Annotated in this window: 22 protein-coding genes and 3 pseudogenes; 11 read left to right on the top strand and 14 right to left on the bottom strand. The window is 71.8% G+C overall.

Annotation, left to right across the window (positions count from 1 at the left end; translation table 11 throughout):
• Window positions 1–60 precede the first annotated feature (60 nt).
• The gene (locus ACZ562_RS12100; protein WP_471176791.1) at window positions 61–663 is read right to left on the bottom strand and encodes a hypothetical protein; all 603 of its coding nucleotides are present in this window, start codon (window positions 661–663) and stop codon (window positions 61–63) included.
• 222 nt (window positions 664–885) lie between these two features.
• Between ACZ562_RS12100 and ACZ562_RS12095 the strand changes: the two are divergent.
• Window positions 886–1,219: pseudogene (locus tag ACZ562_RS12095) on the top strand (hypothetical protein); the annotation flags it as partial.
• Between the two features lie 105 nt (window positions 1,220–1,324).
• Here ACZ562_RS12095 and ACZ562_RS12090 read toward each other — a convergent pair.
• On the bottom strand, window positions 1,325–2,641 hold the full coding sequence (locus ACZ562_RS12090; RefSeq protein ID WP_471176788.1) for a serine-threonine protein kinase: 1,317 nt from the start codon (window positions 2,639–2,641) through the stop codon (window positions 1,325–1,327).
• Window positions 2,642–2,736: 95 nt separating this feature from the next.
• Window positions 2,737–3,972, bottom strand: coding sequence for an exo-beta-N-acetylmuramidase NamZ family protein (locus ACZ562_RS12085; protein ID WP_471176785.1), 1,236 nt, complete (start codon window positions 3,970–3,972; stop codon window positions 2,737–2,739).
• A 173-nt stretch (window positions 3,973–4,145) separates the two neighbouring features.
• Here ACZ562_RS12085 and ACZ562_RS12080 point away from each other — a divergent pair, with 173 nt between their 5' ends.
• From ACZ562_RS12080 to ACZ562_RS12070, 3 genes are read left to right on the top strand one after another with little or no spacing between them, the layout of a single operon-like run.
• Entirely contained in the window at window positions 4,146–4,919 is a 774-nt protein-coding gene (locus ACZ562_RS12080; protein WP_471176782.1) for an SDR family oxidoreductase, read from the top strand.
• On the top strand, window positions 4,916–6,583 hold the full coding sequence (locus ACZ562_RS12075; RefSeq protein ID WP_471176779.1) for a class I adenylate-forming enzyme family protein: 1,668 nt from the start codon (window positions 4,916–4,918) through the stop codon (window positions 6,581–6,583). The genes ACZ562_RS12080 and ACZ562_RS12075 overlap by 4 nt, the downstream gene beginning before the upstream one ends.
• A gap of 59 nt (window positions 6,584–6,642) precedes the next feature.
• The gene (locus ACZ562_RS12070) at window positions 6,643–7,236 is read left to right on the top strand and encodes a TetR/AcrR family transcriptional regulator (RefSeq protein ID WP_471176776.1); all 594 of its coding nucleotides are present in this window, start codon (window positions 6,643–6,645) and stop codon (window positions 7,234–7,236) included.
• Between the two features lie 57 nt (window positions 7,237–7,293).
• Here ACZ562_RS12070 and ACZ562_RS12065 read toward each other — a convergent pair whose 3' ends face one another.
• From ACZ562_RS12065 to ACZ562_RS12055, 3 genes are all read right to left on the bottom strand, one after another.
• Complete coding sequence (locus tag ACZ562_RS12065) at window positions 7,294–8,517, bottom strand: acyl-CoA dehydrogenase family protein (protein WP_471176774.1); 1,224 nt, start codon at window positions 8,515–8,517, stop codon at window positions 7,294–7,296.
• Window positions 8,518–8,523: 6 nt separating this feature from the next.
• Window positions 8,524–9,573, bottom strand: coding sequence for a phosphotransferase family protein (locus tag ACZ562_RS12060; RefSeq protein ID WP_471176772.1), 1,050 nt, complete (start codon window positions 9,571–9,573; stop codon window positions 8,524–8,526).
• Window positions 9,574–9,774: 201 nt separating this feature from the next.
• Entirely contained in the window at window positions 9,775–10,071 is a 297-nt protein-coding gene (locus ACZ562_RS12055; RefSeq protein WP_471176770.1) for a hypothetical protein, read from the bottom strand.
• Window positions 10,072–10,183: 112 nt separating this feature from the next.
• Between ACZ562_RS12055 and ACZ562_RS12050 the strand changes: the two genes are divergently transcribed.
• On the top strand, window positions 10,184–11,152 hold the full coding sequence (locus tag ACZ562_RS12050) for an NADP-dependent oxidoreductase (protein WP_471176767.1): 969 nt from the start codon (window positions 10,184–10,186) through the stop codon (window positions 11,150–11,152).
• 189 nt (window positions 11,153–11,341) lie between these two features.
• On the opposite strand, the gene ACZ562_RS12045 is transcribed toward ACZ562_RS12050, so the two are convergent.
• From ACZ562_RS12045 to ACZ562_RS12030, 4 genes are all read right to left on the bottom strand, one after another.
• Window positions 11,342–11,671 (bottom strand): DUF202 domain-containing protein, encoded by a 330-nt coding sequence (locus ACZ562_RS12045; protein ID WP_471176765.1) that lies wholly within the window; start codon window positions 11,669–11,671, stop codon window positions 11,342–11,344.
• The gene (locus tag ACZ562_RS12040) at window positions 11,668–12,060 is read right to left on the bottom strand and encodes a YidH family protein (protein ID WP_471176762.1); all 393 of its coding nucleotides are present in this window, start codon (window positions 12,058–12,060) and stop codon (window positions 11,668–11,670) included. Before ACZ562_RS12040 ends, ACZ562_RS12045 begins: the two co-directional genes overlap by 4 nt.
• A gap of 46 nt (window positions 12,061–12,106) precedes the next feature.
• Window positions 12,107–12,640, bottom strand: a complete 534-nt coding sequence (locus tag ACZ562_RS12035) for an NUDIX domain-containing protein (RefSeq protein ID WP_471176759.1) — start codon at window positions 12,638–12,640, stop codon at window positions 12,107–12,109.
• Between the two features lie 63 nt (window positions 12,641–12,703).
• Window positions 12,704–13,615, bottom strand: a complete 912-nt coding sequence (locus ACZ562_RS12030) for a DMT family transporter (RefSeq protein WP_471176757.1) — start codon at window positions 13,613–13,615, stop codon at window positions 12,704–12,706.
• Window positions 13,616–13,986: 371 nt separating this feature from the next.
• On the opposite strand from ACZ562_RS12030, the gene ACZ562_RS12025 reads away from it, so the two are divergent.
• From ACZ562_RS12025 to ACZ562_RS12010, 4 genes and pseudogenes are all read left to right on the top strand, one after another.
• Window positions 13,987–14,937, top strand: coding sequence for a tetratricopeptide repeat protein (locus tag ACZ562_RS12025; protein WP_471176754.1), 951 nt, complete (start codon window positions 13,987–13,989; stop codon window positions 14,935–14,937).
• A gap of 29 nt (window positions 14,938–14,966) precedes the next feature.
• A pseudogene (locus tag ACZ562_RS12020) lies at window positions 14,967–15,485 on the top strand (amino acid permease); the annotation flags it as partial.
• Between the two features lie 74 nt (window positions 15,486–15,559).
• Window positions 15,560–16,312: a molybdopterin-dependent oxidoreductase gene (locus tag ACZ562_RS12015; RefSeq protein ID WP_471176751.1), complete on the top strand. Its 753-nt coding sequence runs from the start codon at window positions 15,560–15,562 to the stop codon at window positions 16,310–16,312.
• A complete protein-coding gene (locus tag ACZ562_RS12010) occupies window positions 16,296–16,922 on the top strand; it encodes a cytochrome b/b6 domain-containing protein (RefSeq protein WP_471176749.1) in 627 nt (208 codons plus the stop codon). The genes ACZ562_RS12015 and ACZ562_RS12010 overlap by 17 nt, the downstream gene beginning before the upstream one ends.
• Window positions 16,923–17,010: 88 nt before the next feature.
• Here the strand turns inward: ACZ562_RS12010 and ACZ562_RS12005 are convergent, their stop codons facing one another.
• On the bottom strand, window positions 17,011–17,529 hold the full coding sequence (locus tag ACZ562_RS12005) for a gluconokinase (RefSeq protein ID WP_471176746.1): 519 nt from the start codon (window positions 17,527–17,529) through the stop codon (window positions 17,011–17,013).
• A gap of 141 nt (window positions 17,530–17,670) precedes the next feature.
• Here ACZ562_RS12005 and ACZ562_RS12000 point away from each other — a divergent pair, with 141 nt between their 5' ends.
• Entirely contained in the window at window positions 17,671–18,372 is a 702-nt protein-coding gene (locus tag ACZ562_RS12000; protein WP_471176744.1) for a FadR/GntR family transcriptional regulator, read from the top strand.
• Window positions 18,373–18,375: 3 nt separating this feature from the next.
• Here ACZ562_RS12000 and ACZ562_RS11995 read toward each other — a convergent pair whose 3' ends face one another.
• Window positions 18,376–18,801, bottom strand: a complete 426-nt coding sequence (locus ACZ562_RS11995; protein ID WP_471176742.1) for a YchJ family protein — start codon at window positions 18,799–18,801, stop codon at window positions 18,376–18,378.
• 61 nt (window positions 18,802–18,862) lie between these two features.
• On the opposite strand from ACZ562_RS11995, the pseudogene ACZ562_RS11990 reads away from it, so the two are divergent.
• Window positions 18,863–19,041, top strand: a pseudogene (locus tag ACZ562_RS11990) (peptidoglycan-binding protein); the annotation flags it as partial.
• Between the two features lie 37 nt (window positions 19,042–19,078).
• Here the strand turns inward: ACZ562_RS11990 and ACZ562_RS11985 are convergent.
• On the bottom strand, window positions 19,079–20,422 hold the full coding sequence (locus ACZ562_RS11985) for a M1 family metallopeptidase (protein ID WP_471176739.1): 1,344 nt from the start codon (window positions 20,420–20,422) through the stop codon (window positions 19,079–19,081).
• 86 nt (window positions 20,423–20,508) lie between these two features.
• Window positions 20,509–24,381 (bottom strand): Pls/PosA family non-ribosomal peptide synthetase, encoded by a 3,873-nt coding sequence (locus ACZ562_RS11980; RefSeq protein ID WP_471176735.1) that lies wholly within the window; start codon window positions 24,379–24,381, stop codon window positions 20,509–20,511.
• Between the last annotated feature and the right edge of the window lie 154 nt (window positions 24,382–24,535).

Genomic DNA, 24,535 nt, shown 5'->3' with positions numbered 1-24,535 from the left:
CCACTGACGGCCGCGGGGCGACAAGGGGGGTGCGGCATCCCCGGCGCACCCCCGTCGTGCTCAGGCGACCACCAGCAGCCTCACGCGCCTGGCGTCCGCCAGCGCCTCGGGCGTGAGCACGGGCCGCGGTACGAGAATCCCGCAGTCCACGCAGACCGGACCCGTCGACGGTTCGTGTTCCAGCTCGTACTTCCAGACGAGGCGTTCCCCGCCGCACACCGGGCACTGGGCGCCCGGGTCCCGCTCCAGGGCGGAGATCAGGCGGCGCAGCACCTCCGCGAGCGGTTCACGCGGGTGCACCCGGGGGTCGTCGCACCAGGCGACACCGAATCCGCCCCAGGTGAGCCGGTGCCAGTCGTCCACGCTGCCCGGCCTGCGCAACCCGTCGTGCTTCTCCTTCTTGCGCCGCTCGGCGAACTCGACCTCATAGGCGAGCCAGACCGATCGCGCTTCCTCCAACTCCTCCAGTGCGGCCACGAGCCGCGCCGGATCGGGGGACCGGTCCTCCGGACCGAACCCGGACCGGGAGCACAAATGGTCCCAGGTCGCCCTGTGCCCGTAAGGGGCGAACCGCTCAAGGCACTTGCGCAGTGAGTAGCGCCGCAGCGCCAGGTCGCACCGCGGATCCCGCACCTGTCTCGCCAGACTCCGGAAACCGGCCATCGCCCTGCACCTCCGTCACACCTGCACCTGTACTTCGGTTACTTCGGCGTCGTCGCACGGACGTCGCCGAATAGACGTATCGACAAGCGATTCGGCTCCATCCGTTCTCCGGTGACCTACTCCCTGAGCCGCCGTAGCGACTCGTAAAAATGACGCATGCTCACCTTCAATCTCGGCGACACCGGCGGTAACGCCCGGCCGCCCTCGTCGGTAGGAGCAGCCATGCCACGGCGTACCTCACGCACCTTCCTCGACAGACTGAGAACTCCCGACGGAATCCCCGGGTTCCTGAAGACCGCATCCGTATGCGCCCTGATCGCCGGTCTCTTGTCGCCACTTTCCCAAGCGGCGGCGGATCAGGGTCTGGAGCAGGGGTTCTGGGGCAACACTCCCTGGATCGAGGCCGATCTGCAGGCGCAGATCGACAACGCGGTCGCCACCGACGGCGCCCGCGGGCAGCAGGCCCTCGCCGGCGCACGCCTCGGACAGCGGCCGTTACTTCCCCGGTGAGTACGTACTGACGGGCCACAAGGACTCAGTCACCAACGCCGGAACCAGAACCGCCCGATGGTCCGGCAAGTCGTGGAGTTCACCTCACACCGGTGATGCGTGACGCGTGACGGGGGACGGGGGACTGAGGGGTGAGAGCCCGGCGGGCGGGTCAGCTGATGCGGCCCGCCGCCAGTACCACCTGCGCCAGTTCCCGGTGCGCGATGTCGCTGTGCGCGCCGGACGGCGGCCCGCCGCGCCTGACCACGGCGGCCGCGTCGATGTTCACGCACCCCGATGCCGGCAGCTTCGTCCTCAGCGCGTCGGCGAGCTTGAACACGCGCGTGCCCGGCACGGCCTGTACGCCGTCGTGCCCCATCGCGCCCCACTTGGCGCCCAGCGCCCGGCCGATGCCGAAGTCCGCGACCCCCTCCGCATCGCCCGCCATGCGCGATGCCAGTGGGTAGATCGTCCCGAGGGCCGAGTCCAAGCGGGAGAAGCAGCACACCAGCGGGCCGTCGATGCGGTTCTGCTGGCCCTGCAGCACACCGCCCGCGCGCGGGTCGTGCGGCAGCCGGGCCGCGAACGCGTAGTGGGAGAAGGCGCCTTGGAGCAGCGTCACCGACTTCACCGTGCGGACGCCCTCCGGCAGCCCGCGCAGCGCGAACGACACCAGACGCCCGCCGAAGCTGTGCCCGACGAGATGCACCCGTACGTCCGGGGCCGCCTCCGCGAGCTGCCCGATCACCCGGCCGAGTCCCCGCTCGCCGACGGTCCCCGCGCGCCGCTTCATCACGTAGTACGTCGCCTGACGCAGCAGTTCATGGGCGCCGTCCCACGGGTCGGGCAGCGAGAACCCCTGTGCGCCGTCCGGGGATTCAAGAGACGCCAGCGCCTGGGCGAACTCCTCGCAGGCCGCCGCCGCGGACCCGGAGAACATCTCGGGCTCGCTCTGCGGCACGCCCTCCGCCAGCGTGTCCGCCGCGAACAGCGCCTGCGGCCCCGGCGGTACCACGTCGACGAGCAGCCGCACCAGCCGCCCGAACTCCTCCAGTTCGGCCTCCTCGCGGGGCTGCTGCTCCAGCAGCCGGGCGATCTGGTCGATCACCGTCGCCCGGCCGGGGAAGGTCTCGAAGAGCGCGTGCCGTGTGTCCTTGTCGAGGGCCGGCCGCCGGGTCGTCCCGGCGGCCACGGACCGCGGGAAGTCCGGGATCGGTTCGTCCGAGAACCGCATCGACGGCCACACGACTCCCGCGTACCCGAGCCGTGCACGCGGCGCCAGCTCCGGGAACGGCGCGAAGAAGCGGCTGTAGAGCCGGGTCGCTCCCGAGCGGTCGCTGTTCCAGCCGTGCGAGAACACGACGAGATCACGCACGCCGCGCTCCTGGACCTGGGCGAGCAGCCGGTCCCTTTTGCCTTCGTCCGGGTCGCCGTCCGCGTCGAAGGTCAGCTCCCAGTAAGGAGTCACGCTCATTGCCGGATCCGCCATGACAGGTCCCCCTCGTCCCCCGAAGCGGTGCGATGTGGGCGCATCGTCCCGCTACCGGCCGAGGTTGGCCATACGTCATGACTCATCCGGGTGAATCAGCTGTAAAGGAGGTATTCCCCGCGCACCTTCCGGAACGCCGCCAGTTCCTCCTGCCAGCCCGCGACCACCTCGTCGGTGTCCGCTCCCGCGTCGATCGCGGTCCGCACCCCCGGGGACCCCGTCAGCTTGTCGATCCAGTGGTCGGAGCGCCAAGTGAAGCCGCTCCACACCTTCTTGGCGGTCACCAGGAGTGCGATGCCGGTGCGTACGGGGTCGAAGGCCGCCCGGTCGTGCACATGGATCTGCACGCCGCCGATGGTCCTGCCCTGGAACTTGGAGAAGGCCGGCGCGAAGTACGCCTCCCTGAAGTGCACACCGGGCAGCCCGAGTCCGCTCACCGCCGCCGCCCACCGCCCGTCGACGCCCTCCGCGCCGAGCAGTTCGAACGGCCGGGTGGTACCGCGCCCCTCCGACAGGTTCGTCCCCTCGAAGAGACAGGTCCCCGCGTACACCAGGGCGGTGTCCGGCGTCGGCATGTTGGGGCTCGGCGGCACCCAGGGCAGCCCGGCGGCGTCGTAGAACTCCGCCCGCTTCCAGCCGGTCATGAGTACGGTGTCCAGATGCGCCGGCGCCGTCAGGAACTCCCCGTTGAACAGCCGCGCGAGCTCGGCGACCGTCATCCCGTGCGCCTGCGCGACCGGCTGCCTTCCGACGAAGCTCGCGAACTCCTTGTGCAGCACCGGCCCCAGCGCCGCCCGGCCGGTCACCGGGTTCGGCCGGTCCAGGACCACGAACGGCTTGCCCGCGAGCTGTGCCGCCTCCATGCAGTCGTACAGCGTCCAGATGTACGTGTAGAAGCGCGCGCCCACGTCCTGGATGTCGAAGACGACCGTGTCCACGCCGGACGCGGTGAAGATCTCGGCCAGCGGCCGGCCGCTCTTCAGGTACGTGTCGTATACGGGCAGCCCGGTCGCCGGGTCGTCGTAGCGGCCCTCGGAGCCGCCGGCCTGCGCGGTGCCGCGGAAGCCGTGTTCCGGGCCGAAGACGGCCCGGAGGTTCACCCGGCTGTCGGCGTGCATGACGTCGACGATGTGGCGTACGTCTCGAGTGACTCCTGTGGGGTTGGTGACGACGCCGACGCGCTGACCGTCGAGCAGGGAGTAGCCGCCCCCGGCGAGGCGCTCGAATCCGGTACGCAGGCGGCGCCCGCCGGTCGGAGCCGCTCCCGCGGGGGGTGCCGATGCCGCCACCACGGCCGCGGACGCGAGCAGGCTTCGTCTGGACAGCTTCATGCGGTGACCTCCGTGAACGCGGCCAGTGTCATGCCCACGCACGCTAACGCGCACCCGTTGCCCGCGGAACGAACCGAACCGGCCCTGTCTCACACTGCCCTTCCGCCCTTACATACCGACCGGTTAGTCTGTCCCCGCAGCAGAGCCCAGTCGCGTCGTGTCGAAGGAGACCGATGGTGAAAGCCGTCCAGGATGCCTCAGTGGTCGTCACCGGAGCGGGAGGCGGCATCGGCGCCGCGCTGGCGCGCCGCTTCGCAGCCGCCGGGGCCCGGGTCGTCGTCAACGACCTGGACGCCGCCAAGGCGCAGGCCGTCGCCGAGGAGACCGGCGGGATCGCCGTTCCGGGCGACGCCTCCACGATCGTCGCCGAGGCCCGCGACGCGCTCGGCGGCAACGTCGACGTCTACTGCGCCAACGCCGGCGTCGCCTTCGGCGGTCCGGACGTGGCCGACCTCGCCGACGAGCGGGCCTGGGCGGCCTCCTGGGACGTCAACGTCATGGCCCATGTCCGCGCCGCCCACGCGCTTCTCCCGGCCTGGCTGGAGCGGGGCAGTGGCCGTTTCGTCTCCACCGTCTCGGCCGCCGGGCTGCTCACCATGATCGGCGCCGCGCCCTACAGCGTCACCAAGCACGGCGCGTACGCCTTCGCCGAGTGGCTGTCGCTGACGTACCGCCACCGCGGCCTCAAGGTCCACGCGGTCTGTCCGCAGGGCGTGCGCACCGACATGCTGGACGCCACCGGCAGCGCGGGCGACCTGGTCCTCAAGCCGACCGCGATCGCGCCGGACGATGTGGCGGACGCCGTCTTCAGGGGCATCGAGGAGGACCGCTTCCTGATCCTGCCGCACCCCGACGTCGCCGGGTACTACCAGGCGAGGGCCGCCGACCCCGACCGCTGGCTGACCAACATGAACCACCTCCAGCAGAAGTGGGAGGCTGGGCTGTGACCGGCTCCCGTTACGCCGGCCGGCCCTGGGTGGCCCTCCTGAACGACGCCCAGCGTGCCCCGGTAGACCCAGCCGATTCCCTCGTGCACGCCCTGCGCAGGTCCGTCGCCGAGGCCCCGGACCGCACCTTCCTCACCTACTTCGACGGCCGTCTGAGCTACCGCGAGGCCGACGAGCTGAGCGACTCCGTCGCCGGCCACCTCGCCGCCCGCGGTCTGGAGCGCGGTGACCGGGTGGCGGTCCTGCTGCAGAACTCCCCGCAGTTCGTGCTCGCCGTGCTCGGCGCCTGGAAGGCGGGCGCGACCGTCGTACCCGTCAACCCCATGTACAAGTCGGGCGAGGTCGCCCATGTCCTGCGGGACGGCGAGGTGGCGGCGCTCGTCTGCTCCGACCGGGCATGGGAGTCGTACCTGCGCGACACGGCGGCCGGCTCGCCCGTACGGATCGTGCTGACCGGATGCGAGCTGGACTTCCAGAGCCGCGGCGACGCGCGCGTGCTGAGCTTCGAGCGGCTGCCGCAGGCCGCCGACGCCGACGACCTGACGGCCGTCGCGCGCGCCGGCCACCAGGCGCCCGCGGGCCGCGACCCCGGTCCGTCCGACATCGCGCTGATCAGCTACACCTCGGGCACCAGCGGCACCCCCAAGGGCGCCACCAACACGCACGCCAACATCATGTACAACGCCGAGCGGCAGCGCACCGGGCTGGCCCTGCCCGAGGCGCCCGTGTACTACGCCCTGGCGCCCCTGTTCCACATCACCGGGATGGTCTGCCAGTTCGGCGCCTGCCTCAACAGCGCGGGCACGCTCGTCCTGACGTACCGCTTCGAGCCGGGTGCCGTGCTCGATGCGTTCGCCGAGCACCGGCCGCACTACACCGTCGGCCCGTCGACCGCCTTCATGGCCCTGGCCGCCCACCCGTCCGGCACGCCGGACCACTTCTCCTCCTTCGTGAACATCTCCTCCGGCGGTGCGCCCGTGCCGCCCGCCCTGGTGGAGAGGTTCCGGTCGGGCTTCGGGCCGTACATCCGCAACGGCTACGGCCTGACCGAGTGCACCGGGCCGTGCGCCTCCGTCCCGCCCGGCCTGGAGGCGCCTGTCGATCCGGGCTCCGGGACGCTCGCGGTGGGCGTGCCCGGCCCCGACACGGTCGTGCGCATCGTCGACGAACAGGGGACGGAGGTGCTCTTCGGGGAGCAGGGCGAGATCGTCGTCCGCGGACCGCAGGTCGTCCCCGGCTACTGGCGGCGGCCCGAGGCCGGTGCCGAGACCTTCCCGGACGGCGAACTGCGCACCGGCGACATCGGCTTCATGGACCCGCAGGGCTGGCTCTACGTGGTCGACCGCAAGAAGGACATGATCAACGCGTCCGGCTTCAAGGTGTGGCCGCGCGAGGTCGAGGACGTGCTGTACACCCACCCGGCGGTGCGGGAGGCGGCCGTCGTCGGGGTGCCCGACGGGTACCGCGGAGAGACCGTCAAGGCGTACATCAGCCTCCGTCCGGGCGTTGAGGCGGACCCGGATGAACTCGCGGTGTACTGCAAGGAGAGACTGGCTGCCTACAAGTACCCGCGGCAGGTGGAGATCCTGCCCGACTTGCCGAAGACGGCGAGTGGGAAGATCCTCCGGCGGGAACTTCGTTCCCGCCGGCACGACAGCCGGTGAGAACCGGTGAGAACACGTTGGAAAACAGCAGAAAGCCTCGGAAGGCAGGTGGCGGCACAGTGCCCAGGACGACGGACGGAGACGGTACGCCCGTCCCGCAGCGGCTGCTGGCCGCCGCCACCCGGCTCTTCGCCGAGCAGGGCTACGACCGCACCTCCGTGCAGGAGATCGTCGAAGCGGCCGGCGTCACCAAGGGGGCGCTGTACCACTACTTCGGCTCCAAGGACGACCTCCTGCACGAGGTGTACGCGCGCATGCTGCGCGTCCAGCAGGAGCGGCTCGACGTGCTGGCGGGTGCCGACGAGCCGGTCGAGAAGCGGCTGCGGGCCGCGGCGGCCGACGTCGTCGTCACGACGATCGAGAATCTCGACGACGCGATGATCTTCTTCCGCTCGATGCACCATCTGAGCCCCGAGAAGAACAAGCAGGTGCGCGCGGAGCGCCGGCGCTACCACGAACGCTTCCGCGCGCTCATCGAGGAGGGCCAGCAGTCGGGTGTCTTCTCCACGGAGACCCCGGCCGACCTGGTGGTGGACTACCACTTCGGCTCCGTCCACCATCTGTCGACGTGGTACCGCCCTGACGGCCCGCTCAGCCCGCAGGAGGTCGCCGACCATCTGGCCGGCCTGCTGCTGCGGGCACTGAGGCCGTAGCAGCGGTTCAGCATGCGTAAGGGGCGACCGCCATGGCGGCCGCCCCTTACGCATGGCTCACAGGTACCGCTTCAGCTCCCGCCGCGCCAGCGACCGCTGGTGCACCTCGTCCGGGCCGTCGGCGATCATCAGTGTGCGGGCTGCCGCGTACAGCTCGGCCAGCGGGAAGTCCTGGCTCACTCCGCCGGCTCCGTGCAGCTGGATCGCCCGGTCGATGATGTCGACGACCGCGCGAGGCGTGGCGATCTTGATGGCCTGGATCTCCGCGTGCGCGCCCCGGTTGCCGACCGTGTCCATCAGCCAGGCGGTCTTCAGGACAAGGAGCCGCAGCTGTTCGACCTGCACCCGCGCGTCCGCGATCCAGTTGTGGACCACGCCCTGCTGGGCCAGCGCCTTGCCGAAGGCCGTGCGGGACACCGCCCGCCGGCACATCAGCTCGATCGCCCGCTCGGCCATGCCGATCAGTCGCATGCAGTGGTGGATGCGGCCCGGACCGAGACGCGCCTGGGCGATGGCGAAGCCGCCGCCCTCCTCGCCGATCAGGTTCGACACGGGTACGCGGGCGTGGTCGAAGATCACCTCGGCGTGACCGCCGTGGGAGTGGTCCTCGTAGCCGAAGACCTGCATCGCGCGCTCGACCGTGACGCCCGGGGTGTCCCGGGGTACCAGGATCATGGACTGCTGGCGGCGGATGTCCGGCCCGTCCGGGTCGGTCTTGCCCATCACGATGAAGATCTTGCAGTCCGGGTTCATCGCCCCGGAGATGTACCACTTGCGGCCGCTGATGACGTACTCGTCCGTGCCGTCGGAGGTTCGCTCGATGTACGTCGTGATGTTCGTCGCGTCCGAGGAGGCCACCTCCGGCTCGGTCATCGCGAACGCCGAGCGGATCTCACCGGCGAGGAGCGGCTCCAGCCACTGCTTCTTCTGCTGCTCGTCGCCGAACTGCGCCAGCACCTCCATGTTGCCGGTGTCGGGCGCCGCGCAGTTCGTCGCCGTGGGCGCCAAGTGCGGGGAGCGGCCGGTGATTTCGGCGAGCGGGGCGTACTGGAGGTTCGTCAGCCCGGCGCCGTGCTCGGCGTCCGGGAGGAAGAGGTTCCACAGGCCCTGTCTGCGGGCCTCGGCCTTGAGCTCCTCCACCACGGCCGGGGTGTCCCACGGCGAGGCGAGCTGCGCGCGCTGCTCCTCCGCGACGGCCTCGGCCGGATAGACGTACTCGTCCATGAAGGCGAGCAGCCTGTCCCGCAGTTCCTCGGTACGTGCGTCGAACGCGAAGTCCATGACGGATCAGCCCTCCTGAAGGCCTTCGTGAAGAGTGGTCAGGCCGTGTTCGATGAAGACCGGGACCAGGTCGCCGATGCGGTCGAAACCGCGCCCGACCGTCTGGCCCAGCGTGTACCGGTAGTGGATGCCTTCCAGGATCACGGCGAGCTTGAACCAGGCGAACGCCGTGTACCAGGAGACCGAGGAGACGTCGCGCCCCGAGCGCGCGGCGTATCGCTCGATCAGCTCGGCGGGCCTCGGGTGCCCGGCGGCCTCGGCGGTGGTGGAGACGGGGGAACCGGGCAGTCCCAGCGGCGTGCTGTACATCACCAGCAGGCCCAGGTCGGTGAGCGGATCACCGAGCGTCGACATCTCCCAGTCGAGGATCGCCTTGATCCTGTCGTCGCCCATGGCCGGCTCGGTTCCGATCAGCACGTTGTCGAGCCGGTAGTCGCCGTGCACGACAGCCGGGGCGGGAGAGTGTGGCAGCTGGCGGCCGAGCGCGGCGTGCAGCTCGTCGATGCCGGCGAGCTCCCGGTTGCGGGAGGCGTCCAGCTGCTTGCCCCAGCGCCGCAGCTGCCGGTCGAGGAACCCCTCGGGGCGGCCGAAGTCCGCGAGCCCGACCTCGGCGGGGTCCACCGCGTGCAGCTCGACGAGGGTGTCGACGAGCGACAGCACCACACTGCGTGTGCGCTCCGGGCCGAGCGGGGCGAGCTGGTCGGCGGTGCGATACGGCGTGCCCTCGACGAACTCCATGACGTAGAAGGGCGCCCCGAGCACCTCCAGGTCCTCGCACAGCAGCACCGGGCGCGGCACCGGCACGCTGGTCGGGTCCAGCGCGCTGATGACCCGGTGCTCGCGCTTCATGTCGTGCGCGGTGGCCAGGACGTGGCCGAGCGGCGGCCGCCGTACGACCCACTTCGAGGTGCCGTCGGACACCATGTAGGTGAGATTCGACCGTCCGCCCTCGATCAGCCGGCCGGTCAGGGGGCCGTGCACCAGACCGGGCCGCTCGCCGTCGAGCAGGCCGCGGAGCCGGTCGAGATCGAGTCCGGGCGGATGGTCGGGGCTCATGGTTCTCCCTACGTGTGAGTGAGCGGGACCACGTGCGCGTGCACGGGGCCGCGTCTGTGTGAACGAGTCCCGACCAATGATGCCGACCGGTCGGTATGTCGTCCAGAGAAGGGGCTGAACGTGATCGGAGCCACGATAGGCCGACGGCTCCCGGCACAGGGATGCGGGGAGCTGTTGGGAGCGTCGGTTGTCGGCCAGGTGTCAGTGGTCGTCCCAGTGGCCCGCGTGCTCGGCGTGCCGGTGGCCGTCATGGAGGTAGTCGACGTGGTCGCCGTGCAGGACGCTCTCGTGCCCGCAGTCCTCGCCGTGCCGGTGCCCGTGGCCCTCGTGGGAGACGTGCCCCGTCGGCTCGCACTCGTCCCAGTGACCGCCGTGCTCGCGGTGCAGATGGCCACCGTGCGCGTACTCGACGTGATCGCCGTGCCGCACCCTGGTGTGGCCGCAGTCCGGGCCGTGGACGTGAGGGTGGGAGGCGTGTTCCAGGTGAAGGGGGGTCATGGTGCTCTCACCTTCGGGTACGGGTGATGACGTCGGACAGGCTGCCACGCGAACGGCGCACATCCGGGCATCCGGCTAGCGTGGCGTCCGAGTACCCCGGAGGGTCGGTGGCATGAAGGGCATCAGTTACAACCGGTACGGCGGACCCGAGGTGCTGGAGTACGGAGAGGTCCGTGACCCCAAGGTCGGACCCGACTCGGTGCTCGTGAAAGTGCGGGCGGCGGCCGTCAACCCCGTCGACTGGAAGTGCCGCGAGGGGTATCTCGACGGGACCCTCGACGCCGTCTTCCCGGTCGTCCCCGGCTGGGACGTCTCGGGGGTCGTGGTGCAGCCCGGCGTGTCCGTCGCCGACTTCGCCGTCGGGGACGAGGTCATCGGCTACGTCCGCGAGGACTTCCTCTCCCGCGGCAGCTTCGCCGAGTACGTGGCCGCGCCCCTGCGCAGCCTCGCGCGCAAGCCGCGCAACCTCTCCTTCGAGGAGGCGGCCGGTCTGCCACTCGTGGGGCTCACGGCCTACCAGGTGCTCGTCAAGGTGCTCCAGGTCAAGCGGGGCGAGACCGTCCTCGTACACGCGGCGGCCGGCGGGGTCGGCTCGATCGCCGTCCAGCTCGCCCGCCATCTCGGCGCCCGGGTGATCGGCACGGCGAGCGAGACCAACCACGACTTCGTACGGGGGCTCGGCGGCGAGCCGGTGACGTACGGTGAGGGGCTGGCCGAGCGGGTGCGCGGGCTGGCGCCCGAGGGCGTGGACGCGGCCTTCGACACCATCGGCGGCGAGACGATGAAGATCTCGGCGAACCTGCTTGCCCCGGAGGGCCGCCTGGCATCGATCGCCGATCCGGACGTCGTCGACTACGGGGGCCGCTACTACTTCGTACGCCCCGACCCCGGGGACCTGCTGAGGCTGACCGAGCTTGCGGAGGCGGGAGTGGTCTCGGTGCACGTGTCCGGGACGTTCCCGCTGGAGCGGGCCGCGGAGGCGTACCGGCTGAACCAGGAGGGGCGGACGCGGGGCAAGATCGTGGTGACGGTGGAGTGGGAGGCGGAGCCGGAGGCGCCTCCGGGGGCCACCGGTTACTAAGGCCGCGTCCGCCAGGGTCTGCCCGTCAAGGAGCGGCGTCCGGTGCGTGCTCCCGGCGTGCCCCCCACTCGCCGCACAAGGCAGTGGGAGAGCGTGCCGGGCGTCGCGACGTGGCGAACCCCGGCCGACGCGGCACCGGGCCCGGCCGACCGCGCCTCCGCAGGCGGCTCCAGGCCGACAGGGCCCGGTTCAGGCCTGGAACACCAGGGTCGCCCCGCACACCGCCAGGGCCACGGTGAGCAGGGCCGCCGCCGTGGCGTGCCGGGGGGTGAAGGCCGGGGGGCTGGCCGCGGCGGTGAGGGCCCGGATGCGGTGGTGGGCGACCAGCAGGAATCCCAGCCACAGGCCGCAGCACAGGGCGCAGGCGATGATCCCGGCCGCCGAGGCCCCTCCTCGCACCGTCGCCCGTATGGCGAGCAGGGCGGCGACGGCGCTCGCCAGCGTCGTACGCCGCCAGGCCAGCCGGGTGCGCTCCGGCTGCAGCCCCGGGTCGCGGTCCGGGACGGGCAGCCCGCTCATCCCTCCCACCCGGCGAGCACGACCACGACCATCACCAGGGCCACGACCGCGACCACCAGGCTCAGCAGCGCCGGAAACCTCGACACCGGCAGGTCCTCGCCCCGGCGCATCGCCCGTTCGCAGCGCACCCAGTGATTGACCGCGCGCAGGGAGCACAGCACACCCGCGCCGAGCAGCGCGAGCGCGAGCCCCACCCGCCAGCCCCAGCGCAGGTCCGGCAGGAACTGATCCACGGCGAAGCCGCCGCCGATCAGCGCCAGCGCGGTGCGCAGCCAGGCGAGAAAGGTGCGCTCGTTCGCCAGCGAGAAGCGGTAGTCGGGGGTACCCCCTTCTTCGCGGACTGCCTCGGGCACGAACCAGAGGCGGGCGGTGCGTACGAATCCGATCACGCGGCGACCTTATCGGGGCGTTGCTGCGGCCTGAACGGCCTCGACCTCAAACGCCGGACGGGCTGGAAGCACCGCCTCGGTACGCCGACAGCCGCTCGTACGCCGCCAGCCCGTCCGGTACCCACTCCCACTCGGTGAGACGGCGCCGAACCTCGTCCTCCGGCAGGAAGTCGTGCCAGGCGACCTCCGCCACCTGCGGGCTGACCGGGAGGACGCAGCGGACCTGGTACACCGCCGACCACCAGGTCTGGCCGGCGCCGTCGTCGTACAGGAACTTGAAGAGGTACTCGGGGCGCGGCAGGCCGGTAACGCCCAGTTCCTCCTCGGCCTCGCGCAGGGCCGCCGCGTCGTAGGACTCGCCGGCGCCGACCACTCCGCCGACGAACATGTCGTAGAGGGAGGGAAAGACCAGCTTCGTCGGGGTGCGGCGGTGCACGAAGAGTCGGCCTTGGGCGTCCCGGGCCTGGATGAAGACGCAGCGGTGGCGCAGACCCTTCGCATAGGCCTCGCCGCGCGGTGACCGTCCGACGACCCGGTCGTTCTCGTCGACGATGTCGAGGATCTCGTCAGCAGAGCTCATGGCCCCATCCAAGCAGGGGGCGGGTGACCGACCAGGGGCCGCTGCGGCCGGAGAGCCCCGGGGTCACTGCGGCTGGAGAGCCGCTTGCCGGGCCGGCGCGACGGAGCCACGCGGCATCGCCGGGTGCAGTCCCAGCAGCACGATGCCCGTCACGACCGCCGTGAGTCCGGCGGCCTCCCAGGCCAGCGCACCGGCATCGGCGCGCAGCCGGTCCCCGAGGAAGCCCACACCGCACACGATCCCGGCCAACGGCTGGGCCGCCGTGAGCGCGGGCAGCGACATGCGCAGGGACGCCGTTTCGAAGGCGCTCTGGACCAGGACGAGCCCGGTGACCCCGAGGGCGAGCACGGCGTACGGCTGCCAGCCCGTGAGCAGTTCGGTCCAGCCGCCCTCGGAGAACCGCTGTCCACTCACCCGCGTCAACGCGTCCTGCAGGCCGTAGAGAACGCCGGCGGCCAGGGCCAGCAGGACCGGGCCGGAGCTCAGCCGGGAGCGCTTCGCGTACGTCGTGAGCACCAGGGCGACGCCCAGCATGGCGCCGATGATCAGCCAGTGGCGCAGCGGGTCGGTGACGGCCGTACCTCCGCGCGGCTGGCCTGCCACGATGAACGCGCTCACCCCGCCCGCGAGCAGTGCGAGGCCCGTCCAGCCCTGGCGGCCCAGCGGCTGCCTGCTCTGTCTGCGGGAGAGGGCGAGAGCGAAGAGGAGGTTCGTCGCGAGCAGTGGTTCGACCAGCGACAGCTGGCCCTGGCCCAGCGCGATCGCGCCGAGGACCATGCCGGCCACCATCAGCGCGATGCCGCCGAGCCAGCGCGGCACCTTCACCAGGTCCAGGAGCAGCCGGGGCGAGAGGAAGTCGCTGAGGGGCGCATGCTGGGCCGCGTTCTGCTGGAGAACGTATCCGAAGCCCAGACAGCAGGCCGCGCTGACGGCGAGGGTCAGAACCATAAGGGACACGCGGCGTACCTCGATCATCCGGCCGGGCAACGGGGTGCGTAGGGGCCGACTGTAGCGGCCCGGAGCCTGGCGTGCTCCGGGGAGTATCCGGAATCGGGCCAGTCGACTCGGTCACGGTGCCCGGCCGAGCGGGGGTGGCGGCGTGACCTTCTCAGTCATCGTGCGGGGCCGGGACGGACAGCGCTATGACGTAGGTCACATTCGTGACCAGATGTATATCTGCGGCGCAGCCGGGTACCGCCTCAACTCCCCCTTGGGCAACAGTAGTTGATGTGCGTAACACCAGCATCGCCCTTGACGCGAACCATTGGTGGGGGGTTTGCTGTGCGTGATCAGTTGATGGCAACCGAGAGCGACGACTCGTTGCGTCGCGTGAGGACGTCTCCGCGGTGTCTCCACCCCCACCTCCCTTGGGCCGTAGCCGCAGACGTGCCGCCCAGGCCCTCGACACCGCGCTCGACGACGCCGAACTCGTCACCGCACGCGCCGCGTTGACCGGTGGGCGATGGCAGGCCGCGCGCACGCTGCTCACCCGCACCGGTGACGACTGGGACCGCCGTGGCCATCGGGTGACCGTCCTCGCCCGGGAGCCCTGCAGTGCCGCCTGGGCCCGTGACTGGCTGCTCGCCGAACCCGACTCCGCCGACGCCCGTGTCCTGCTCGCCCTCGCCCTGGTCCAGCGTGCCCTGTGCGGCAAGGAGAAGCCGGTCCGGGCCCGCGAGGCCTGCCTCGGTGCCGCTGAACTCGCGGCCCCCGACCCCACCCCATGGCTCGGCCTGCTCATGCTGGAGCGCACCCTGGGCACGGAGGAGGCGGCCGTCCGTGCCTTCGAGGAGGTCCGGACACGGTACGCCGACCACCACCACGCCCACCATCTGATCGTCGCCCGGCTCGCCGAGCGCCGCGCCGAGGCCGGGCCGGACACGCTGCACGAGGTCTACGACTTCGCCGACCACTGGGCCGCGCGGGCACCCGCCGACTCCCCGTTCGCGATCCTGCCGGTCGTCGCGCACGCGGAGCGCTACCGCGTGCTGGCCGCCGACGGGTACGAGCCCGCCGATCCGGCCGGCTCCGGGCACTGGTCCGGGCGCCGGGCCCGCCATGTGATGAAGGCCGCCTACGACTGGTGGCTGGAGTGGGAGCACGACGGCCACCCCCGCCGCCTGGTCGACCTCAACTTCCTCGCCCACGCCAAGGTCTGCGAGGGCCGGGGTGCCGAGGCCGCCGCCCTGTTCCACCGCATCGGCGCCCATCTGACGGCTACCCCCTGGTCGTACCCCGACCGCGACCCGTACACCGCCTTCCGCGCCGCACGCGACCACGCGCTCGGCACGGCCTGACACCCCCGAATCCGACAGAAGGACAGGCCGCCGCGCTCGTCGTCGGTGCGCTGGGCTGGCTGAAGGTCGACGTCAACGCGCGCGTGCTGGGCGTGCTGCTGGTCGTCGAGGTGGCCCTCGTCGTCGTTTTCGACGTCGCGGCCATCGCCGACCCCGCGGGCGAGGGCCTGTCGCTGCACGCCTTCAACCAGGACACCCTGAGCGGCGCCGGGGTCGGCACCGCCCTGTGCTTCTGCATAGCCGCCTTCACCGGCTTCGAACAGGCCCCCGTGTACGCCGAGGAGACGAGCCGGCCGCACGTCCTCGTCCCGCGCGTGATGTTCCTCGCCGTCGGCTTCGTCGCCGTCTTCTTCGCGATCAGCTCGTGGGCGTACACCGTCGCCACAGGCCCCTCCGCGATCGTCGGCACCGCGCAGAAGGAGAGCGCCGGACTGCTGTTCTCCCTCACCGAGTCCCGGCTCGGCGGCACCTTCACGGACGTCCTGCACATGCTGTTCGTGACCGGCATGTTCGCGGCCCTGCTGAGCTTCCACAACGTCGTCGCCCGGGAAGTGCTTACGGAACCCTGACGAGCGCCCGCGATCGCTGGTCCTGCCCGGGTCGCAGGTGTTCGAATGAGGAGGTGGACTCAGAACAGCCCGAGCAACCGGGCAGGCCGACGCCGTCGGAGGCGAAGGGCGCACCCGTCGGCCGCCGCGTCTTTCTCGGCACCCTTGGCCTGGGCGCCCTCGGCGTGGCCGCCGCGCCCACCCTGCAGCGCAGCCTGGAGGCCTTCCTCGGCAGCGCCGCGGACAAGGACCCCACGGGTCTGACGGGTCTGCTGCCGAACGGCGGCGGCTTCCGCTACTACTCGGTCACGTCGTCGGTACCCCACAAGAACGCCGAGAACTACCGCCTGACCGTCGACGGCCTCGTCGACCGCCCCACGGCCTACACGCTGGCCGACCTCCGGGCCCTGCCGCAGACCCGGCTGGTCAAGGACGTCCAGTGCGTCACCGGCTGGCGGGTGCCCGACACGCCCTTCGAGGGCGTGCGGCTGTCCCGGCTGCTGGACGCCGCGGGAGTGCGCCCCTCGGCCGGGGCGGTGCGCTTCACCTGCTTCGACGGCGCGTACAGCGAGAGCCTCACACTGGACCAGGCCCGCCGCTCCGACGTCCTGGTCGCCCTGCGCATGCAGGACAAGGACCTCGGCCACTCCCACGGCGGCCCGGTCCGCCTGTACGTGGCCCCCATGTACTTCTACAAGTCCGCCAAGTGGCTCTCCGGCATCACCGTCACCGAGGACGTGAAGCCGGGCTACTGGGAGAAGCGTGGCTACGACGTCGACGCCTGGGTCGGCCGGTCGAACGGACGGGACGATGAGCCTACGAGCTGAGGCGTCGACGCCGCCGGTGTCCACGGTCCGCCGCTTCGGCCGCGCCCAGCGGTGGGTGCACCGCACGACGGCCGCGCTCATGGGCGTGTGCGTGGTGACGGCTGCCTGCCTGTACGTGCCCCAGATCGCCGAACTCGTCGGCCGCCGCGAGCTGGTCGTTCGCGTCCACGAGTGGGCGGGGCTCACTCTGCCGGTGCCGGTGCTGGTCGGCCTGGCCTCCCGTGCCTTCCGCGCAGACCTGGGCTTCCTGAACCGCTTCGGCCCGCACGACCGCGTCTGGCTGCGCGCCGCCCTGCTCCGCGACAAGCGGCACACCTCCCGCCCCGCCGGGAAGTTCAACGCCGGGCAGAAGATCTACGCCGCCTGGATCGCCGGGGCGACGCTGGTGATGCTCGGCACCGGCCTGCTGATGTGGTTCACCCACCTCACACCGCTGATGTGGCGCACCAGCGCGACCTTCGTCCACGACTGGCTCGCGCTGACCATCGGGATCGTGCTGGCCGGCCACATCGGCATGGCGATCGGCGATCCGGAGGCCCGCCAGGGGCTGCGGACCGGAAAGGTGAGCAGGGAGTGGGCGAAGCGCGAGCATCCGCTGTGGCGGCCCTGACCCCTGCGGACGCCCCCGCAGTCCGAACCCCCATCCCCGCACCGCGCCATAGGTGTGCCGTCCGGAAGCCCGACCCGGAGCGGCGGGGTCACCGGTGAGGGCCGGGAAGTTCGTTGAGTGCCTTCGCCGCCCGTTCGGTGATTTCCTCCGGGCTGCCGGAGACGTCCACGGCGACCCCGGCCTCGTCCGCGCCGAGCGGCTGGAGCGTGGCGAACTGCGAGTCCAGCAGCGCCGCCGGCATGAAGTGACCCCGGCGGTGCGCCATCCGGTCCTCGATGAGGCTCCGGTCGCCCGTGAGGTGCAGGAACGTGATCCCGGGAGCCGCGGCCCTGAGCCGGTCCCGGTACGCCCGCTTCAGTGCCGAACAGCTGACCACCCCGCCGAGCCCGGCCCGCCGGTGCGCCCAGGCACCGATGGCGTCGAGCCACGGCCCCCTGTCCGAGTCGTCGAGCGGCGTCCCGGCCGACATCTTGGCGATGTTGGCCTGCGGGTGGAAGTCGTCGCCCTCGGCGTACGGGACGCCCAGCCGGGCCGCGAGCAGGGGACCGATCGTGGTCTTGCCCGTGCCGGCGACGCCCATCACCACGACGACGTGAGGGGTACGCATCACTGCCTCGCTGTCTTCCTCGACCTCCGGCGCCGGCGTCCGGCGTCGGCCACACTGAAGCCAATTAGGTACTACTAATTAAAGCCTCTCCGCAAATAAGTCTGACTTTTTGCTCCGTGACGCGGCCCGTACTCTGAGTGCATGAGCACACCGGGCCGGGGGCTGCACGGCCATGTACTGGACACCCTCGGCCCCGCGATCACTGCTGGCGAGTACCCGCCGGGCAGCGTCCTGCGCACGGACGAACTGGCGCAGCGTTTCGACGTGTCACGTTCCGTGATGCGCGAGGCGGTGCGCGTGCTCGAATCCATGCATCTGGTCGAGTCCCGCCGCCGGGTGGGCGTCACCGTGCGGCCCAAGCCCGAGTGGAACGTCTACGACCCTCAGGTCATCCGCTGGCGGCTGGCCGGCGCCGACCGGCCGCAGCAGCTGCGCTCGCTCACCGTGCTGCGCTCCGCGATCGAACCGGTCGCCGCGGGTCTCGCCGCCAGACACGCCACCGCCGGGCAGTGCGCCGAACTCACCGAGTGCGCCCTCGGCATGGTGGCCACCTCACGCGGCCATCAGCTGGAGGGATACCTCGTCCACGACACGGCCTTCCACCGGGTGATCCTGAACGCCTCGGGCAACGAGATGTTCGCCCGCCTCGGCGATCTCGTCGCAGAGGTCCTGGCCGGCCGCACCCATCACGAGGTCATGTTCGAGGATCCCGACCCGGCCGCCGTCACACTGCACGTCCAGGTCGCGGAGGCGGTGCGGGAAGGGGACGCCCTGCGGGCCGAACGGCTCACCCGGGAGATCACGGTGGGGGCGCTCCAGGAACTCGACATCCTCGCGCCGTAGCCCCTACTCGCCCAGGAACTCCCCGTCGACGTACACCCAGGCCCCGTCGACCCGTTCGAACCTGCTCCGCTCGTGCAGTGAGCCGCCTCGGAACGAGGCCCGGAACGTCACGGTGCCGCCGGAGTGGAACGCGGATCCGTCCCCCTTCGCAAGGATCGCGAGGCCGGTCCAGCGCATCCCCGGATCGAACTCGACCCGCGCCGGCCGCGTACGCGGATGCCAGGTCCGCAGCAGGTACCCCTCGTCCCGCTTCACGAACGCGCTGTAGCGCGAACGCATGAGCGCTTCCGCCGTCGGCGCCGCACCCTCACCCCGGTGGAATCGGCCACAGCACTTTTCGTAGGTCTCCTCAAGACCGCAAGGGCAGGAAGGCTTGTGAGCCGGGGCGGGGCCGTGCTGGCGCCCAAGATGCGAACCACGTCGGGACATGCCCTCCATTCTGCTGCACCAACGCCCGTGCGGGATCCGTGAAGTACCTGCCCCGACGCGCACCGCCATGGGCCGCCGCCTGGTCGCCGAGGACTGCGGCCGCCACGAGGAGGAGCGAGCCCCGAGTGGACCGAGGCCGACCGCCGCTCCAACGCCGCCTGGCAGACCAGGCTCGGCTTCAAGGGCGGGGACGCCGACGGCATCCCCGGCAAGACCTGCTGGGACAAGCTGAAGGTGCCGGCGACCCGAGAGCCTGCGTCACCGGCTCCGACCCCCGCTACCCCGCCGCCCGCGCCTCGGGCGTGGGCAGCGGGGGCAGCGCCGTCCCGCACACCCAGGCGTCGAAGAGGTCGTCCAGCGGCTCGGCCGCGAACCGGGCCACGTGCGCGGTGAACGTCGTCGTGGTGACGGAGCCGCCCCGGTGCAGCCCCGCCCAGGCACGCAGCATGCGGAAGAACGCCTCGTCGCCCATCGCGCAGCGCACCGCGTGCACGGTGAGCCCGCCGCGCTCGTAGATCCGGTCGTCGAACATCGACTTGCGGCCCGGATCCGCCAGCCGCAGGTCCTGCGGCAGCGAGGACAGCAACCGGTGTGCCGCGGCTGCGAGTTGCTGCGCGCCGCGGCCGCCCGACCGCTCCGACCACAGCCACTCGGCGTACTTCGCGAAGCCCTCGTTCAGCCAGATGTGCCGCCAGTCGGCGATGGACACGCTGTTGCCGAACCACTGGTGCGCCAGCTCGTGCGCCACCAGGCGCTCCGAACTCCTCGCCCCGTCCACGTGGTTGGCGCCGAACAACGACAACCCCTGTGCCTCGACGGGAACATCGAGCTCCTCCTCGGTCACCACGACCGCGTACTCGTCGAACGGGTACGGCCCGAAGAGCTGCTGGAAGAGGTTCATCATCGCCGGCTGCCGCGCGAAGTCCCGAGAGAACTCCGGGAGCAGCTGCGCCGGAATGTGCCCGTGCTGCGGCACCCCGCCGAGCCCGGGGTCGCCGAGCAGCACCGTCTCGTACTTCCCGATCGACAGCCCCACGAGATAACTGGAGGTCGGCGCCGACTGCTCGTACACCCACGTGGTCGTGGACGCCTTCGTGGTCCGGGTCAGCAGGCGCCCGCCCGCCACCACCGCGTACGCGGAGGGCGTGGTAACCGAGATCTGGTACGACGCCTTGTCGGACGGCCGGTCGTTGCACGGGTACCAGGACGGCGCCCCGACCGGCTGGCTCGCCACCAGCGCCCCGTCCGCCAGTTCCTCCCAGCCGAGCCCGCCCCACGGGCTGCCGACCGGCTTGGGATTGCCCGACCAGTGCACCTCCACGGTGAAGGCGGCCCCGGCCCGCAGCGGCTTCGCGGGACGGATGCGCAGCCTGCCGCCCCGGTGCGTGTAGTGCGGCTGCCGCCCGTCCACCCGCACCCGCCCGATCCTGAAGCCGGCCAGATTGAGCTGGAACTCGGGGAGCGGCGACCGGCCCGCTATGGCGTTGATCCGGGCCGTCCCCGACAGGCGGTTGGGGCCCGGGCGGTAGTCCAGCGCGAGTTCGTAGCGGTGCACCCGGTAGCGGGGATCACCGTTGGCCGGGAAGTACGGGTCCGCACCCACGGACTGCTGAACTGCCACTGCTGCGTCTGCTCCCTGCGCTGTGCTCGTACGTCGTGCCGGATCGCGTGGACGTGCACCGTCCCGGGGACCCGGCCGAGCCGCGCTCACTTCGGGGAACGCCAGGCCTCGATCGGGTTGCCGAGCCAGCGGGTGTCGTCGGGAACGGACTCCGCCGCCATCACGAGCGACGCCGGACCCAGCGTCGTACGGGCTCCGACCGTGCTGCCCGGCAGGACGATCCCGCCAGGACCCAGAGTGGCGCCCTCACGGAGGACCACAGTATCCGTCCGCAAGATCCGGTCGTGGAAGAGGTGCGTCTGCAGCACGCACCCACGGTTGACGGTCGCCGCGTCCTCCAGCGTCACCAGGTCGGTCTCCGGCAGCCAGTAGCTCTCCACCCACACACCCTTGCCGATGCGGGCCCCGAGGCACCTCAGCCAGGCCGTCATCACCGGCGTCCCCGGCACCGAACCGGCCAGCCACGGAACGGCCACCACCTCGACGAAGGTGTCCGCCAGCTCGTTGCGCCACACGAACCCGCTCCACAGCGGATGCTCGCCGCCGCGGTGCCGCCCGACGAGCAGCCACTTCGCGACGACCGAGACGACGCACGCCACGGCACCCGCCCCGAGCAGGACCAGCCCGGACAGCGGCGGCGCCCACACCCCCAGCGCGCACAGCGCGGCCACGGTCAGCACCGCCAGCGCCGCCGAGCAGAACACCGGCACGATCCGGCACAGCTCCACCAGCCCGCGGGCCCACAGCAGCCGCGCGGGCGGCTCGTACGTCCGGCTCCGGTCACCGTCGGAGGCGTTGCGCGGCAGCCTGACCGGCGGCAGCCCCAGATACGAGCTGCCCTTCTTCGCCTTCTTCGGTGTCGCCGACAGCACCCCCACCAGGCCGCCGTCCGGCACACTCCGCCCCGGCGCGGTCATTCCCGAGTTGCCCAGGAAGGCCCGCCGCCCGATCTCCGCACGCCCGATCCGCACCCAGCCGCCACCGAGCTCGTACGGCGCGGTCAGCGTGTCGTCGGCGAGGAACGCGCCCTCGCCGACCGTCGTCAGACTGGGCAGCGCAAGCACGGTCGACACTTCGGCGCCCCGCCCGACACGCATCCCGAGCAGCCGCAGCCACACGGGCGTGACCAGCCCGGCGTACAGCGGGAACAGGGTCTCCCGCGAGCGGTCCATCAGCTGAGTGACGGTCCAGGCCTGCCAGCCGACGCGACTGTGCGTGGGATGCGTGCCCTCGCGCAGGCCCCGGCTCAGCAGCCGTACGGCGATCAGGAGCAGCGCGGCGTACGCCAGCCCGAACGCGAGCGTCGCCGGCACCAGGGCGACGGCCGCACCCTGGACGGCCTCGCCGAGCCCGCCGCCCGCAGGGACGAACGCACGAGCGACGGCGAGCGCCGCCACTCCGGCCAGTACCGGCACCGCGGTCAGCGCGAAACCGGTCAGGCCGTACATGGCGCCCCAGTACGTGCCCCGGCCCGGCCGCTCCTTGGGCCAGTTGCACTTCGCCTTGCCGACTTTGACCGCGGGCGCGCCCGCCCACCGCTGACCGGTGGGAATCTGCCCGGTGACCGCCGAACCGGGCGCCACCTCGGCCCGCTTGCCGACCCGGGCGCCCGGGAAGAGCATGCTGCGCGTGCCGACCACGGCGTGCGCGCCCACCTTGACCGGGCCGATCTCCAGCCGGTCGCCGTCCAGCCAGTACCCGGAGAGGTCCACCTCGGACTCGACGGCAGCGCCCCTGCCCAGCTTGAACATGCCGGTGACCGGCGGCAGCGAGTGCAGATCCACGTCCGGCCCGACCTTGCCGCCCAGTGCCCGCGCGTACCGCTCCAGCCACGACCCGGTCAGCGAGGTCGCCCCGCTGAACTCGGCCAGCCGCTCGGCGGTCCACAGCCGCAGGTGTACGCCACCGCCGCGCGCGTAGCGCCCCGGCCGCACGCCCCGCAGCAGCAGCCGAGCCCCGCCCGCGGCGATCGCGAGCCGCCCGGGCGGGCTGAAGAGCAGCAGGGCGCCGGCCACGACGAGCCACCAAGGGGCGGTCGGCAGCCAGGAGTAGGCGGGCAGCAGATTGCCGAGCGCGGCCAGCGGCACCGTCCAGCGCAGCCCCAGCAGCGTGAACAGCGGGACCAGCAGCACGAGCTGGATCCCCTTGGCGCGCGCCGGCACCGGGGGGATCACCCGGGCCGCGCCGTCGTCCTGCGCGGACTCCTCCAGGTGGCGGGCCAGCCTGCGCAGCGTGGGCCGCTGGTAGATGTCGAGGACGGCGGCGCTCGGATACCTGGTGCGCAGCCGGGTGGTCAGCTGGGCGGCGGCCAGACTGCTGCCGCCGATCGCGAAGAAGTCGTCGCGGGCGCCGGTGACGGGGATGCCGAGAACTTCCGTCCACTGCTCGGCGAGCCAGGCCTCTGTGCCGTAGAGCCGTTCGGCCGGACCGCCGGTCTCCAGATCCTTCAGCGGCCAGGGCAGCGCGCCCCGGTCCACCTTGCCGCTCGTCCGGGTCGGCAGGTCGTCGACCGGTGCGAGCAGCGGGACGAGCGCCGCGGGCAGCCCGGCGCGCAGTTTCTCGACGGCGGCCGCGTGGTCCCAGCCGTCCTGGGTGACGAGATAGCCGACCAGGAGCTGGTTGCCGCCGCGGGCGGTTCGCACGGCGGCGGCCGCGCCCGCGACACCGGGGAGCGCCTGCAGGGCGGCGTCCACCTCACCGAGCTCGATCCGCCGCCCACCGAGCTTGATCTGCTCGTCGGCCCGCCCGAGGAAGACCAGCCCCCGGGGCTCCGCCTTGACGAGGTCACCGCTGCGGTACGCCCGATCCCAGCCGAGCGACTCGAGCGGCGCGTACTTCTCCGCGTCCTTCGCGGCGTCCAGATAACGGGCGAGCCCGACCCCGCCGATCACCAGCTGCCCGCTGCCGCCCATCGGCACCGGCTGCCCGGCCTCGTCGACGACGGCCAGCTCCCAGCCGTCCAGCGGCAGCCCGATCCGGACCGGTTCCTCGCCGGACATCAGCGAGGCGCAGGCGACCACGGTGGCCTCGGTGGGCCCGTAGGTGTTCCACACCTCGCGTCCCTCCGTCACCAGCCGCTGCACCAGCTCGGGCGGACAGGCCTCACCGCCGAAGATCAGCAGACGTACGTCGTTCAGGGTCTCCGGCTCCCACAGGCTGGCCAGCGTCGGCACCGTCGAGACGACGGTGATCTCCTGCTCGACCAGCCAGGGCCCGAGATCGGCCCCGCTCCTGACCCGCGCACGCGGCACGGGCACCAGACAGGCCCCGTACCGCCACGCCAGCCACATCTCCTCGCAGGACGCGTCGAACGCGACGGAGAGCCCCGCCATGACCCGGTCGCCGGGCCCGATCGGCTCGTCGGTGAGGAACAGCGCGGCCTCGGCGTCCACGAACGCGGCGGCGCTGCGGTGGGTGACGGCGACGCCCTTGGGCTTGCCGGTGGAGCCGGAGGTGAAGATGATCCAGGCGTCGTGCCCGACACCGGGACGGGCGGCCGTGGAGTCGGACCAGCCGTGGACGGCGATCTCGTGCCCGTCCCCGATCACGGCCCGTACGCCGGCCTCCCCGAACACCAACTCGGCCCGGTCGTCAGGGTCCTCGGCGTCCACCGGGACATACGCGGCGCCGGCGGCGAGTACGGCGAGCACGGCGACGTACAGATCATTGGTGCCGGACGGGACGCGCACGCCCACCCGGTCGCCGAGCCCGACCCCGGCGGCGCCGAGCCTGCGCCGCAGCTTCTCCACCTCGACGGCCAGCGCCCGGTAGGTGAGGCGCACCGTGCCGTCGTCCAAGGCGAGCTCGTCCGGGTACGACCGTACGGACGCGTCGAAGACGTCGACGAGCGTGCGCGGAGAGGCCGCCGGCCCCCCGGAGAAACGTGCCGTGTCGCCGAACCGCTCGCGGATCTCTTCGTCGAGCAGACCGAGAGCACTGCTCTCTTGTATGGCTGCCATCGGGTCCTCGCGTCTCGATCCCGGAAGCCTCCGGGGCGCTGGCGGGCCCGCAGGTCTGCCTGGGGTTGTCCGGCTCCAGCTCCGTAACAAGCCGGAAATTTTAGTACGAAGCTAGGTTCGGGGCGGTCGGTTCGCCACTCGGAGGGGCCGTTCG

The sequence above is a fragment of the Streptomyces sp. NPDC040410 genome (genome assembly GCF_055595715.1).
The sequence above is the reverse complement of the archived record's forward strand: the minus strand, read 5'-3'. Positions and strand labels throughout refer to the sequence as shown.